The following is a 12,906-nucleotide window of genomic DNA, read 5'->3' as shown; positions in this document are numbered from 1 at the left end:
ATGGGCGTGCCAAGTCACGCCCCTACGAACAGCTGCGGCCAGTAGGGTGAGGCTCTCAGGCCGCCCTTCCGCTCCCACCTTCAATCACTGCGCTAAATCGCTAATTAACGTCTGATTAAATTTCTGTGGTTCTTCCATCTGTGGCGCGTGTCCCAACCCCGGGAACTCGATTAAACGCGCGCCGGGAATCATCTGTGCAACTTGCTTGCCCAACACGTTGTAGTGTCCCAACTGCGCTTTAATGGCTGGAGGCGCAATGTCGCTGCCAATCGCCGTGGTATCCGCCGTGCCGATCATCAAAGTGGTGGGTACTTTCAGGTCTTTAAATTCATAATAGACCGGCTGGGTAAAGATCATGTCGTAAATCAGCGCCGAGTTCCACGCCACTTTCTTGTGGCCCGGTCCGCTGTTTAACCCCGCCAGCATATCCACCCATTTGTCATACTCTGGCTTCCACTGACCACTGTAATAGGTGTTCTGCTCGTACTTTTTAATGCCCGCCGCATTCAGCTTAAGCTCACGTTGATACCACTGATCCACCGAGCGCCATGGCGTACCTTTCGCTTTCCAGTCTTCCAGACCAATCGGATTCACCAGCACCAACTTCTGCGTCTGCTGCGGATACATCAGTGCATAGCGCGTGGCCAGCATACCGCCGGTTGAGTGCCCGACGATAATGGCTTTCTCGATACCCAACTGCTGTAACAGCTGGTGCGTATTCAGCGCCAGTTGCTGGAAGCTGTATTGATAGTTAGCGGGTTTGGTTGAGGTGCAGAAGCCAATCTGATCCGGCGCGATGACGCGATAGCCCTTTTGGCTCAGTGCATTAATGGTGTCGTCCCACGTTGCGCCGCAGAAATTTTTACCGTGCAGCAACACCACCGTTTGACCATTGGCCTGCTGCGTGGGCTTCACATCCATGTATCCCATACTGAGCGACTGCTGCTGAGAGGAAAAATTAAAATGTTGCAGCGGATGCGGGTAGGAAAAGCCTTCCAGCTGCTCGCCATACACCGTGGCGGCGAAGGCTGGGGCAGCTTGCAATAACGACATTGATATCAACGTTGCCGCAAGTGATTGTTTTACAGAGAAATGAAAAGCCATGCGTGCCTCTCCTGGACAGTGAAAAAACCATCAGTCTGGCATGTTATTCGCTCTGGCGTATTGATGAGGCGTGCCTGCCCCGATTGGATTTTTCAATGTTAAGCCCGGCAAAGCGATGGAAAATTTGAGTTAATAATAACGGCAGTGATTAGGCTAAATAAACAACATCCACACAACAAGAAATTGTTTATTTTCACGAAAACCAAGACCAGTCTTGATGACAAATAATAAAACAGTCAATTCCTGATAAAACTTTACGTTATTCGGATGATTGGAAAGATTAATTATTTTACACTGTGAGCAGTTAATGGAGGATCACAATGATGCAGAAAAAATACAACGAAGGGGTTATTGATTCGGTGACCAAATGGATTATGGAGAACCTGGATCAGCGTTTGAGCATTGATGATATTGCACTGAAGTCTGGTTATTCAAAATGGTATTTGCAGAAGTTATTTGCCCGTTATCATCATGAAACGCTGGCGCATTACATCCGTAAAAAGAAACTGGTTTGTTGTGTTAGCGAGCTGAAATACAGCAACGCACCCATCATCAGTCTGGCGGTTAAATACCATTTTGAAAGTCAGCAATCGTTCACGCGCTCGTTCAAGCAGATGATGGGATGTACCCCGCTCGCCTGCCGCAAGCGCCAGCTCAGCGCTGACGTCCAGCACGCTTTCCAGGAGAGCACCGATCCCTGTGCCATTTGCCGAAAGCAAGAATTTAACAGCACTGAAACGGTGAAAGAAATACGTGTACCGGTAACTCGAAATGGGAAATTTCCCGCACGCATAGATTGTGTAATGCGTTAATAACTGAAGGAATTACTTTCCTTATTAACCTCTACCATTTTTTAATTTATCAAATAAATATGCGTGAGATTATGACGGGTGATGCGTCACCCGCTCGCATATTGCAATGGGAATCATTCACATCAAGAAAATATTCAGACCCTAATTGAAGTTCGTTGCTTTGCCATTTAAACACTTTAATAAAATGAATACTGAGTAACGACAGAAGGCTCACACGCGCCCGCGAAACGTTTTCCGGTAAAGCAGCGGCGAGGTATTCAGATGTTTTTTAAAATGTCGTCGTAACATTAAGGGTGAAGAGAACCCGGCTTTTTCCGCAATCAATTCCACAGGTTGATCGGTTTTTTCTAAAAATCGCTGTGCCAGTGCCAGCCGTTGATTCACCAGCCATTCGCTGAAGCAGCCACCGGTAGTCTGGGTAAAACGTCGGGTGAAGCTGCGGCGGCTCATTAATGCCTTTTCCGCCAGTTGCTCCAGGGTAAGTACCTGCTGCAAGTTTTCTGTTGCCCAGCTCAACGCTGACATAAAGCGATCGTTGCCCGCCGAGTGATACACCGGCTGCTCGATGTATTGCGCCTGGCCGCCCTGCCGATGCGGCGGCACCACCAGCATGCGTGCCACGCTGTTCGCCACATCCACCCCGCACTGCTCTCGTACCAGATGCAGGCAGCAATCGATACTCGCCGCCGTTCCTGCCGAGGTCACAATCTGCCCTTGGTCGATGTAGAGCACATCGCGATCAATCTCAACATCTGGATAAAGCCGTTCAAAGTCAGCCATCCAGCGCCAGTGGGTTGTGGCACGCTGTTGATGCAGCAGCCCGGCAGCACCCAACACGAAAGCGCCGAGACATAACCCCACAATCTGCGCACCACGCTGCGCAGCCTGCTGTAGCGCCTGCAATAACGCGGGCGGTGGAGCGACAGTCGGATCACTCCAGCTCGGCACCACCACCACATCGGCCTCAGCTAGCTGAGCCAGATCATGCTCAGCGATAATCGAAAAACCGCTGTTGGTCTTGAGCGGCCCTGCATGGGTTGCACAGATCATTAACTGGTAGCACGCGCTGCCATCTTCCCGTTCCGCCTTCTCAAATACCGCACAGGGTACGGAAAGATGGAATGGGATGATGTCGTCAAACACCACGACACCCACTTTAATCGGCGCATCTGCGCGAGCCACTTTTGGCGCAAAGTGAACGCTATTTGTCATGCCATGTACTCCTTCACTCTGGATGGAATCGCCATACTGCTGGGCATCGGAAGTCACCCTGATTTCCTCTTACCCCAGGATTACAAACTATGAAAAACTTCTTTGCTTCAAGCACCCTGGCATTAGCGATGGCAATTTCAGGTTGTGCCATCGCAGAAGAGCGTACAGCAGAAAACGCACCGACTATTCGCACCATGAGCGGAGCCACCGCCACCACGCAACTCACCGCTAAGCAAACCGCCGTTATCGTTATCGATATTCAAAACGAGTATTTCCCCGGCGGTAAGATGCCGATACCTGACGGCATGCAAGCGCTGAAGAACAGTAAGCGTATCGTTGAATTTGCCCATAAAAACGGCATGCCGGTGTTCTTCGTACAACATCTCGGCGCGGCGGACGGCCCACTGTTTGCCAAAGGCAGCCGCTTCGCCGAATTCCATAAAGATTTGCAGCCAGGTAAAAATGACCGCGTGATCAGCAAAGCCACGCCAAGCTCTTTTGTCGGCACCGACCTGCAACAGCAGTTGGACGCACTGGGCATTAAACAACTGATTGTGACCGGCCTGATGACGCATATGTGCGTTTCTTCCACCGCACGAGATGCAGTGCCGCTGGGTTACTCGGTGATTATTCCCGAAGATGCCACTGCCACGCGCGATCTGGCCACCTGGGATAACAACGTCGTCGACCATAAAGTGCTGCAGCAGAGTGCACTGGCGGGCGTTGCCGACGTCTTCGCTGAAATCAAAACCACCGACGCGGTATTAGCGCTGCCGGTGCAGTGATCACTGAACCGCTTTACCCGGCAGTAATTTCTCAGACATAACGCGTCGGCAGGAGAGACTCTCCTGCCGCGCTTGTTGCTGCTGTTCTGGCGCTAAATCCTGCCACACGGTTTGCAAATGGTCTGCAAGACCTGACTGAAAATGAATTTTCTGCAGTGCGTAATCGGAATTACTGCCTTCAATAATCTGCTGCATCGCCTGTGTTGAGTTGTCGCGCCCATCGTGCGTCAGCGTACAAAACATGGCGATGTAATAACCTTTGTCTTCATCACTGTAATGCGGCATCAGCCACCAGACCACGGCACTGATAACGATAACCGCAGGCAGCAAAAATTTGAGTTTTAACATATTGAGATTGACCGACTTAAAAAGAATCGCGGCGATCTTAACAGATTTGCCGGTTAACAGCGGCTAAACGCTTGCTTTGCAAGGCACGGATTTCTGTACCCTCTGCGTATTCTCTTAAAGTTGGATTTTTCGGGTTTATTTATTGAGCAGTTCGGCGCTGTTTGTTAATTTTGAGCCACTTTTCGGGCCATTATCGGCTCATTGCGCCAGCTGTTTCAGGGCCAGTTTAGGTCCAGATTTGGGCAAAAACTGGGACAGCGGGCGACCTGGTTACAGGAATCACCATGTTCGATAATAAACTCAAATTACATCTGGTCTCGTTGGCTTTGCTGGCAGAAAAAAAACTGACAACCCGCAAGCGCCTCCCCGACTACAACAGGATCGCCGAGCAGGATATCCATTTTCAGGCCCGTGCCAATTCTCCTGCGCCGATTCCGCGTCAAATTTGGATGTACTGGGAAAGTGAAAAGCTGCCCGCTGAAGTACAAATCTTTGTTGATAAAATAGCGCGTGAAAACCCCAGTTATGCGCTGACGGTCATTAACAACCTCAACATGCACGAGTATTTGCCGGACCTGAAGTTTGTTCACCCGGATATGCGTGCTTCGCATAAAAGTGATGTGATCCGTCTGGAACTATTACACCGCTATGGCGGTGTCTGGATGGATGCCACCATCATTCTCAATCGCACGCTGGATGAACTGCTGGCGGTCAATGCGGATCAACAATATGACCTGGTCGCCTTTTATCGCGAGGAGTCGATTCGCGATCGCGATTATCCGGTGATTGAATCCTGGTTCCTGGCGGCACCGAAAAACAATGCCTTTATTGGCCGCTGGCTACAGTGTTTCCGGCCTATCGTCGAGTTAGGTTCTGCCGTTTTTTTCCAGCAACTGCTGGCGCTGCCCAACTACGACACCATTCTGCAGGGGATTAAAACGCCAGATTATCTGGTGGTCTATATCGCTCAGCAACAGGCGTTGCGCGAAGAGAATCAGTACAACTTCTATTTACGTAAAGCGGAAGCCGGTGCGTTGCTGTATCAAACCCTGAGCGGCTGGCGCCCGGTAAAACTGAGTCGCATGCTGATGGTGGATGCGTTGCCGGAGATTTTGCCGCCGGTGTATAAACTCACCAGCTTTGACCGCAAATATATCGCCACGCACCTGAAATACGGCGTGGTGAACAGAGATAGCCTGTTGGGACGTGTGCTGTTGCAGGATCACTCTAGCGAACTGGCACCCGCCTCGACATTGGCGGGAAAAGCCGCGCAATAGCCAATTCATGTTGGCGTGTGCTGTCACGGAAACGGTCGCCATTGGCCAGGTGCGCATAAATGCGTCATTGCATCCGATGCCGCCATTGGCCCGGTTGTACCTAAATGCGCACCCTACATTTTCCTTGTAGGGTCGCCATTTATGGCGACCGTCTCCAGGGTGCAGATATTTACAGCGCCTGCGCGCACGCCCAGGCCGAACTCCATGCCCACTGGAAGTTATACCCGCCCAGCCAACCGGTGACATCCACCACTTCACCGATAAAGTACAGTCCAGGCACGTCGCGCGCTTCCATGGTTTTTGATGAAAGCTGGGTGGTATCCACACCGCCCAGAGTCACTTCCGCCGTGCGATACCCTTCGGTGCCGTTGGGCTGCACGCGCCATTGATGCAGCGTATTCACCAGTTCACTCTGCTGTTTGCTATTCAGCTGCTTCAAGGTGACATCCGGGATCTGCTTCAGCTCCTGCAGCACTTCCACCAGCCGCTTCGGCAAGATTTTCGCCAGGCTATTTTTCAGACTGAGATTGGGATGCGCCTCGCGCTGCACGTTGATGAAATCCTCCAGCGAGGTTTCCGGTGACAGGTTGATGGTGACGAATTCCCCTGGTTGCCAGAAGCTGGAGATTTGTAACACCGCCGGGCCAGACAAACCGCGATGGGTAAACAGCATCGCTTCTTTAAACAGCGTGCCGTCTTGTGCCGTTATCGTGGTCGGCAATGCCACGCCCGACAGCGTGTTTAGCTGATCCAGCAACGGCTTGTGCAACGTAAAAGGCACCAGCGCGGCGCGCGTCGGGAAGACCTTCAGGCCAAACTGTTCGGCGACTTTATAGCCAAATGGCGTAGCACCCAGCCCCGGCATCGATAATCCACCGCTGGCGATCACCAGTTTTTCCGCCTGAACCTCTGAGCCGTTGAGTTGCAGCGTGTAACCTTTCTCATCACGTGCCACGCTCAGCACTTCGCTACGCAAACGCAACGTCACCTGTCCGGCTTCACACTCTTTTAAAAGCAGATCGACAATCTGCTGGGCCGAATCATCGCAGAACAGCTGGCCGAGGGTTTTCTCGTGATAGGCAATGCCATGACGGTTCACCAGATCGATGAAATCCCACTGGGTATAACGTGCCAACGCCGATTTACTGAAATGCGGATTGTGCGAAAGATACGCCGCCGGTTCGGTGTACATATTGGTGAAATTACAACGACCACCGCCCGACATCAGGATTTTGCGCCCGGCCTTTTTGCCGTTATCCAGCAGCAGCACGCGACGACCTAACTGTCCTGCCTGCGCTGCGCAGAACATGCCGGCTGCGCCTGCACCAATAATGATAACGTCAAACTTGTCCACAGCTCTTAACCCACCTGATTGAAAGGCGCTGATTGTAGAGATCTGCGGCAATTCGCGCCAGCGTCAAAAAAATGCCGCAAATGTGTCATAATGTAACTGCCTTATTTTTCAGCCTTTTTGCCTTGTCTTAGTGCTTACATTGCAATTTTAAGACAAAAAGGGACTATATTTTCCTTTCACATCATGCGTGTTGTCGCAGATAATGCGCCGCGTTCATGTCCTCCAAAATGGCGTAACGTTTATGCTGCATCTGTTTGCTGGTCTTGACCTAAGCACCGGCCTGTTTTTGGTTATTGCTCTGCTGTTCGTATTGTTCTATGAAGCAATCAACGGTTTCCACGACACGGCTAACGCAGTCGCTACTGTCATTTATACCCGTGCGATGCGGGCGCAGTTGGCGGTTGTGATGGCTGGTGTTTTCAACTTCTTAGGCGTTTTGCTGGGCGGTTTGAGTGTGGCCTATGCCATCGTGCATATGCTGCCTACGGATCTGCTACTGAACGTCGGTTCCGCACATGGCCTTGCCATGGTGTTCTCCATGCTGCTGGCAGCCATTATCTGGAACCTGGGTACCTGGTATCTGGGTTTACCGGCCTCCAGTTCGCATACATTGATTGGCGCCATTATCGGTATTGGTCTCACCAATGCCCTGATGACCGGCACCTCGGTGGTTGACGCGCTCAACCTGCCGAAAGTGATCAATATTTTCCTTTCTCTGATTCTGTCACCGATTGTCGGACTGGTGATTGCGGGTTCGCTGATTTTCTTGCTGCGTCGCTACTGGAGCGGCACCACGAAACGTTCGCGTATCCACATGACCCCTGCAGACCGTGAAAAGACCGATGGCAAGAAGAAGCCACCGTTCTGGACACGTATTGCACTGATTGTCTCAGCAATCGGCGTGAGCTACTCGCACGGTGCTAACGATGGTCAGAAAGGCATTGGCCTGATTATGTTAGTGCTGATTGGCGTAGCACCGGCCGGTTTCGTGGTGAACATGAATGCCTCCGGTTATGACATCACCCGAACACGTGATGCCGTTAATCATCTGCAGCAGTACTATCAGCAGCATGGTGATTCTCTGACGCACATCGTGCAGATGGCGCCCCCTGTGGTGCCGACGCCGGAAGAGTCAGTGGGCGGTCCGCATGAGTTCCATTGCGACAGCAGTCGTGCCCTTCAGGCTATCGACCGCGCACAAGGCTTGCTGGCTAATCTGAACAGCTACGATCAACTGACCGTTGATCAGCGTAGCCAGATGCGTCGTTTGCTGATGTGCGTATCGGATACCGCTGACCGCGCGGCGAAGCTGCCGGAGACCAGTGCTGATGATAAGCGCTTCCTCAACAAGCTGAAGGGCGATCTGCTGGGCACCGTGGAGTACGCACCGGTCTGGATCATCATGGCGGTGGCGTTAGCGCTGGGCATCGGTACCATGATTGGCTGGCGTCGTGTGGCGACCACTATCGGCGAGAAAATCGGTAAGAAAGGCATGACCTATGCGCAGGGCATGTCTGCACAGGTCACCGCTGCGGTCTCTATTGGTATCGCCAGTTATACCGGTATGCCGGTGTCGACCACGCACATCCTGTCGTCATCGGTTGCCGGCACCATGCTGGTTGATGGCGGTGGCTTACAAAGCCGCACCATCAAAAATATCGCCATGGCATGGGTGTTCACCCTGCCGGTGTGTATTGTGCTGTCAGGTTCGCTCTACTGGATTGCCCTGAAGATTATTTAAGCCATCCGTAGAAAACAGAGGGGCGACAGCAATGTCGCCCTTTTTTATTGCCAGATCGCCATGGCTATCAGGCTCACCACCACCAGAAAACACAGCCCACTGGTCAGCACAAACTGCCCACGCACGCGCTCGCAGCGGCGAATGAATTCGTCGTCGTGATGATCGCGATAGCGCTTATCCCAGATATAACGCACCAGCCGCACCTGCTTACTGGGCTGGCCATGAGACGTGAAGAACCCCGCCCCATCCACATATTGATACAGCAGCGGATCACAACCGCGCAGCACAGCCAATAGCGAGCGCAAAGAAGAGAAGTAGCGCGCCATATTCACCAGACAAACCACACACAGAGCCCAAAAAAGCGCGATAGTGCTGATCATGTTCCCCTCCCAGCTGGAGCCGCAATGACGTCGAATGCAGCGGGGAAATGCTGTAGACGCCCCACGGGAAATAAACCAGCCACAGATGAATCGAATTGCATTGTTGTTATGCGAGCCCGAGCGCGTAACCCAGACGGCGGTGGCACTCATTTTCAGTGTAGGAGATCTGTTCAATTTTTTTCCAGCGATGATTTTCGTTCACCGCGAGTGAAAATCGCGATAGCGCTTGATCTTCCTCACAAGCGAGCCGCAGATTGCAGCATTTGTTAACAACTCTGGCTATACTCAAAATATAACAACATACGCCTGTAGGCATAAATTGTGGCTGGCGGCGCTTCATCGCCATTGTGCGCAAAGGACAACGCCCGCCGTGAAGGCAAACTTCGGGTTGCCCCCAGAATCTTGAGAAAGGAGTTTTATCATGGCTTATAAACACATCCTGATTGCAGTAGACCTTTCCCCGGAAAGCCAGTTGCTGGTTGATAAAGCCGTTTCGCTGGCCCGCCCCTACGACGCTAAAATCTCTCTCATCCACGTTGATGTGAACTATTCAGACCTCTACACCGGGCTGATTGACGTCAACCTGGGTGACATGCAGAAGCGCATTTCCGAAGAGACCCACACCGCACTGAAAGAGCTGTCAACCAACGCCGGTTATCCGATCAGTGAAACCCTGAGCGGCAGCGGCGATCTTGGCCAGGTGCTGGTGGATGCGATTAAAAAGTACGATGTGGATTTGGTGGTGTGTGGCCACCATCAGGATTTCTGGAGCAAGTTGATGTCTTCAGCACGCCAGCTGATCAACACCGTGCACATTGATATGTTGATTGTGCCGCTGCGTGATGCAGACGACGAATAAGCCGCAACCGTCTGTTTGGTCGGCATTTATGCCGACCTTTTAACAGGAAAGCATTAAACCAATGGCGGATAAATATCAAACCGATGGCTTTTGGTGACCACCGCAGATTGAGTTTCCACACCCGCCAACGGCGGTGCGTAATCCGGGCGTTTTACCACGATGCGTTTTTTTGCCAGACGGCGCGCCGGTTCCAGCAACGCATCAGCGTCTTCATCCGGGCCCACCAGCGACTGAAACACGCGCATCTCCTTCTTCACCAACGCGCTCTTCTGACGATGCGGATACATCGGGTCGAGATACACCACATCCGGCGCGGGTGTGATATCACTCAACGCCTGTTGGCTCACCACATGCAGCAACGTCAGCCGTTCACGCAGCCAGCCGCCAATCTCAGCATCTTCATATCCCCGACGTAAGCCATCATCCAGCAACGCGGCGACCACCGGATGGCGCTCCAGCATGCGTACGCGGCAACCTAACGCCGCCAGCACAAAGGCATCACGCCCCAGCCCCGCCGTTGCGTCAACCACATCCGGCAGATAACCACCTTTGATGCCCACCGCTTTTGCCACCGCTTCACCCCGACCACCGCCAAACTTACGGCGGTGCGCCATGGCGCCAGAAACGAAGTCCACAAAGATGCCGCCTAGTTTCGGCTCATCCCGTTTGCGCAGCTCAAGATGCTCCGACGTCAGCACCAGCGCCATCACGGACTGATCGTCATGCTGCAAACCCCAGCGCTGCGCCAGATGTAATAAGGCGCCGTCTCCGGCGCCTGTTTCATCGATTAAACCGATATTCACAAGCAGGCTTATCCCTGAATTCCGTAGTGTTCCAGCATCGCATCCAGTTGCGGTTCACGGCCACGGAAGCGTTTGAACAGCTCCATTGGCTCTTCTGAACCGCCGCGCGTCAGGATGTTATCGAGGAACGACTGACCGGTTTGACGGTTGAAGATGCCCTCTTCTTCGAAACGAGAGTAAGCATCGGCCGCCAGCACATCCGCCCACAGATAGCTGTAGTAACCGGCGGCATAACCGCCCGCGAAGACGTGGCTGAAGGCGTGTGGGAAACGGCCCCACTCTGGGCTTGGCACCACGGCAACCTGCTTCTTCACTTCACGCAGCGTTTCGAGGATTTGCGCACCTTTTTCTGGATTGAATTCAGTGTGCAGACGGAAATCGAACAGGCCGAACTCCAGCTGACGCAGGATAAACAGCGCCGCCTGATAGTTCTTCGCCGCCAGCATCTTATCCAGCAGATCTTTTGGCAGCGGCTCACCGGTTTCGTAATGGCCGGAGATAAACGCCAGTGCGTCCGGCTCCCAGCACCAGTTTTCCATAAACTGGCTTGGCAGTTCGACCGCATCCCATGGCACACCGCTGATGCCCGACACGCCAGGCGCTTCGATGCGCGTCAGCATATGGTGCAGGCCGTGACCAAATTCGTGGAACAGCGTGGTCACTTCATCGTGGGTGAACAGTGCCGGTTTGCCCTGCACCGGACGATTGAAGTTACAGGTGAGGTACGCCACTGGCTTCTGCAGGCTGCCATCGGCTTTACGCATCTGGCCGACACAATCATCCATCCAGGCGCCGCCACGTTTGTGCTCACGCGCGTAGAGATCGAGGTAGAAACTGCCACGCAGCTCACCACTTTCATCAAACAGATCGAAGAAGCGCACATCCGGATGGTAAACATCGACGTCTTTGCGCTCTTTCGCCGTAATGCCATAAATGCGTTTTACCACTTCGAACAAGCCGCTGACCGCACGCTCTTCTGGGAAATACGGGCGCAGCTGCTCATCGCTGATGGTGTACAGATGCTGCTTCTGCTTCTCGCCGTAGTAGGTGAGATCCCACGGGTTCATCTCATCAACGCCAAACTCTTTTTTGGCGAAGGCACGCAGCTGTGCTAACTCTTTCTCGCCCTGAGGACGCGCACGCTTGGCGAGATCGGTCAGGAAGTCGATGACCTGTGCCGGGTTTTCCGCCATTTTGGTGGCAAGGGATTTATCCGCGAAGGAGTCGAAGCCCAGCAGTTGTGCCAGTTCGTGACGCAGTGCCAACTCTTCCGCCATCACCGGGCCGTTATCCCACTTACCGGCATTTGGCCCCTGCTCAGACGCACGCGTCGAGTACGCACGGTACATCTCTTCGCGCAGGGCAGCGTTATCACAGTAGGTCATTACCGGCAGATAGCTCGGGATATCCAGCGTCAGCAGCCAGCCTTCTTGCTCTTTAGCTTCGGCCTGCGCTTTTGCCGCCGCCAGCGCGCTCTCTGGCATCCCCGCCAGATCCGCTTCATCGGTGATCAGCTTGTTCCAGCCCATGGTAGCGTCGAGCACGTTGTTGCTGTAGGTCGAACCCAGTTCAGACAGACGCGCCGCGATTTCGCCATAGCGCTTCTGCTTCTCTTTATCGAGGCCGATACCAGACAGCTCAAAATCACGCAGCGCGTTATCGACGGCTTTCTTCTGTGCGATATCCAGTGCGGCATAGCTGTCGCCCTGTTTTAAATCACGGTAAGCCTGATACAGGCCTTCATGCTGGCCTACCCAGGTGCTGTATTCTGACAGCAGCGGCAGCGTCTGCTCGTAGGCTTCACGCAGTTCCGGGCTGTTTTTAACCGAATTCAGGTGACTGACCGGGGAGAAAATACGGCCCAGGCGGTCATCCACTTCAGCCAGTGGCTGCACTAAATTATCCCAAGTGTAAGGTGCACCCTGCGCCACCACGCGTTCCACTTCGGCACGGCAGTTGTTCAGCGCTTCAGTGACAGCGGGAACCACGTGCTCAGGTTTGATGGCAGAAAACGGCGGAAGCGAAAAAGGGGTGAGTAACGGATTGGTCATAAGCGCAGTCCTTTCATCGTAGTGTTCGGGCGCGAGATTCGCGCGACGCAATCTTTCTAACATGCGGTCAGAGAGCCTGAAAATCAATGCCACTAAGGATGGACCGACGAAGAAAAAAGCGCGAGCGCCAAAACGTCAGCAATTTTTACGCAGCACGGCTATAATCGCGCCACACACGAT

General features: G+C 53.1%; 12 protein-coding genes. 5 read left to right on the top strand and 7 right to left on the bottom strand.

The annotated features are described in order from the left end of the window. Positions 1–84: 84 nt before the first annotated feature. Positions 85–1,104 carry an alpha/beta fold hydrolase gene (locus LK04_RS00375; RefSeq protein WP_039328396.1) on the bottom strand — a complete coding sequence of 340 codons (1,020 nt, stop codon included), beginning with the start codon at positions 1,102–1,104 and terminating at the stop codon, positions 85–87. Positions 1,105–1,424: 320 nt separating this feature from the next. Between LK04_RS00375 and LK04_RS00370 the strand changes: the two genes are divergently transcribed. Next, a complete protein-coding gene (locus LK04_RS00370; protein WP_039328395.1) occupies positions 1,425–1,916 on the top strand; it encodes a helix-turn-helix domain-containing protein in 492 nt (163 codons plus the stop codon). 210 nt (positions 1,917–2,126) lie between these two features. Here the strand turns inward: LK04_RS00370 and LK04_RS00365 are convergent, their stop codons facing one another. Beyond that, positions 2,127–3,128, bottom strand: a complete 1,002-nt coding sequence (locus tag LK04_RS00365; protein ID WP_039328394.1) for a GlxA family transcriptional regulator — start codon at positions 3,126–3,128, stop codon at positions 2,127–2,129. Between the two features lie 89 nt (positions 3,129–3,217). Between LK04_RS00365 and LK04_RS00360 the strand changes: the two genes are divergently transcribed. Beyond that, positions 3,218–3,913 carry a cysteine hydrolase family protein gene (locus LK04_RS00360; protein ID WP_039328393.1) on the top strand — a complete coding sequence of 232 codons (696 nt, stop codon included), beginning with the start codon at positions 3,218–3,220 and terminating at the stop codon, positions 3,911–3,913. Here the strand turns inward: LK04_RS00360 and LK04_RS00355 are convergent, their stop codons facing one another. Further along, positions 3,914–4,261 carry a hypothetical protein gene (locus LK04_RS00355; protein WP_039328392.1) on the bottom strand — a complete coding sequence of 116 codons (348 nt, stop codon included), beginning with the start codon at positions 4,259–4,261 and terminating at the stop codon, positions 3,914–3,916. It abuts the gene before it with no gap. Between the two features lie 284 nt (positions 4,262–4,545). Here LK04_RS00355 and LK04_RS00350 point away from each other — a divergent pair, with 284 nt between their 5' ends. Next, positions 4,546–5,538: a glycosyltransferase family 32 protein gene (locus LK04_RS00350; RefSeq protein WP_039328391.1), complete on the top strand. Its 993-nt coding sequence runs from the start codon at positions 4,546–4,548 to the stop codon at positions 5,536–5,538. A 169-nt stretch (positions 5,539–5,707) separates the two neighbouring features. On the opposite strand, the gene LK04_RS00345 is transcribed toward LK04_RS00350, so the two are convergent. Then, complete coding sequence (locus LK04_RS00345; protein WP_071885710.1) at positions 5,708–6,892, bottom strand: NAD(P)/FAD-dependent oxidoreductase; 1,185 nt, start codon at positions 6,890–6,892, stop codon at positions 5,708–5,710. A 241-nt stretch (positions 6,893–7,133) separates the two neighbouring features. Here LK04_RS00345 and pitA point away from each other — a divergent pair, with 241 nt between their 5' ends. Next, positions 7,134–8,633 carry an inorganic phosphate transporter PitA gene (gene pitA / locus LK04_RS00340; RefSeq protein ID WP_039328389.1) on the top strand — a complete coding sequence of 500 codons (1,500 nt, stop codon included), beginning with the start codon at positions 7,134–7,136 and terminating at the stop codon, positions 8,631–8,633. A gap of 44 nt (positions 8,634–8,677) precedes the next feature. On the opposite strand, the gene uspB is transcribed toward pitA, so the two are convergent. Next, positions 8,678–9,013 carry a universal stress protein UspB gene (uspB, locus tag LK04_RS00335; protein WP_039328388.1) on the bottom strand — a complete coding sequence of 112 codons (336 nt, stop codon included), beginning with the start codon at positions 9,011–9,013 and terminating at the stop codon, positions 8,678–8,680. Positions 9,014–9,434: 421 nt separating this feature from the next. Between uspB and uspA the strand changes: the two genes are divergently transcribed. Further along, positions 9,435–9,872, top strand: coding sequence for a universal stress protein UspA (uspA, locus tag LK04_RS00330; protein ID WP_039328387.1), 438 nt, complete (start codon positions 9,435–9,437; stop codon positions 9,870–9,872). 53 nt (positions 9,873–9,925) lie between these two features. Here uspA and rsmJ read toward each other — a convergent pair whose 3' ends face one another. Together rsmJ and prlC are read right to left on the bottom strand one after the other, a co-directional pair. Then, positions 9,926–10,675 (bottom strand): 16S rRNA (guanine(1516)-N(2))-methyltransferase RsmJ, encoded by a 750-nt coding sequence (gene rsmJ, locus LK04_RS00325; RefSeq protein WP_039328385.1) that lies wholly within the window; start codon positions 10,673–10,675, stop codon positions 9,926–9,928. Between the two features lie 8 nt (positions 10,676–10,683). Then, entirely contained in the window at positions 10,684–12,726 is a 2,043-nt protein-coding gene (prlC, locus tag LK04_RS00320; protein ID WP_039328384.1) for an oligopeptidase A, read from the bottom strand. Positions 12,727–12,906 lie beyond the last annotated feature (180 nt).

Origin of the sequence: Pantoea vagans (genome assembly GCF_001506165.1) — a bacterium.
GTDB lineage: Bacteria > Pseudomonadota > Gammaproteobacteria > Enterobacterales > Enterobacteriaceae > Pantoea > Pantoea vagans_C.
Note: the sequence above shows the minus strand (reverse complement) of the source record. Positions and strands in the feature narration are given on the sequence as shown.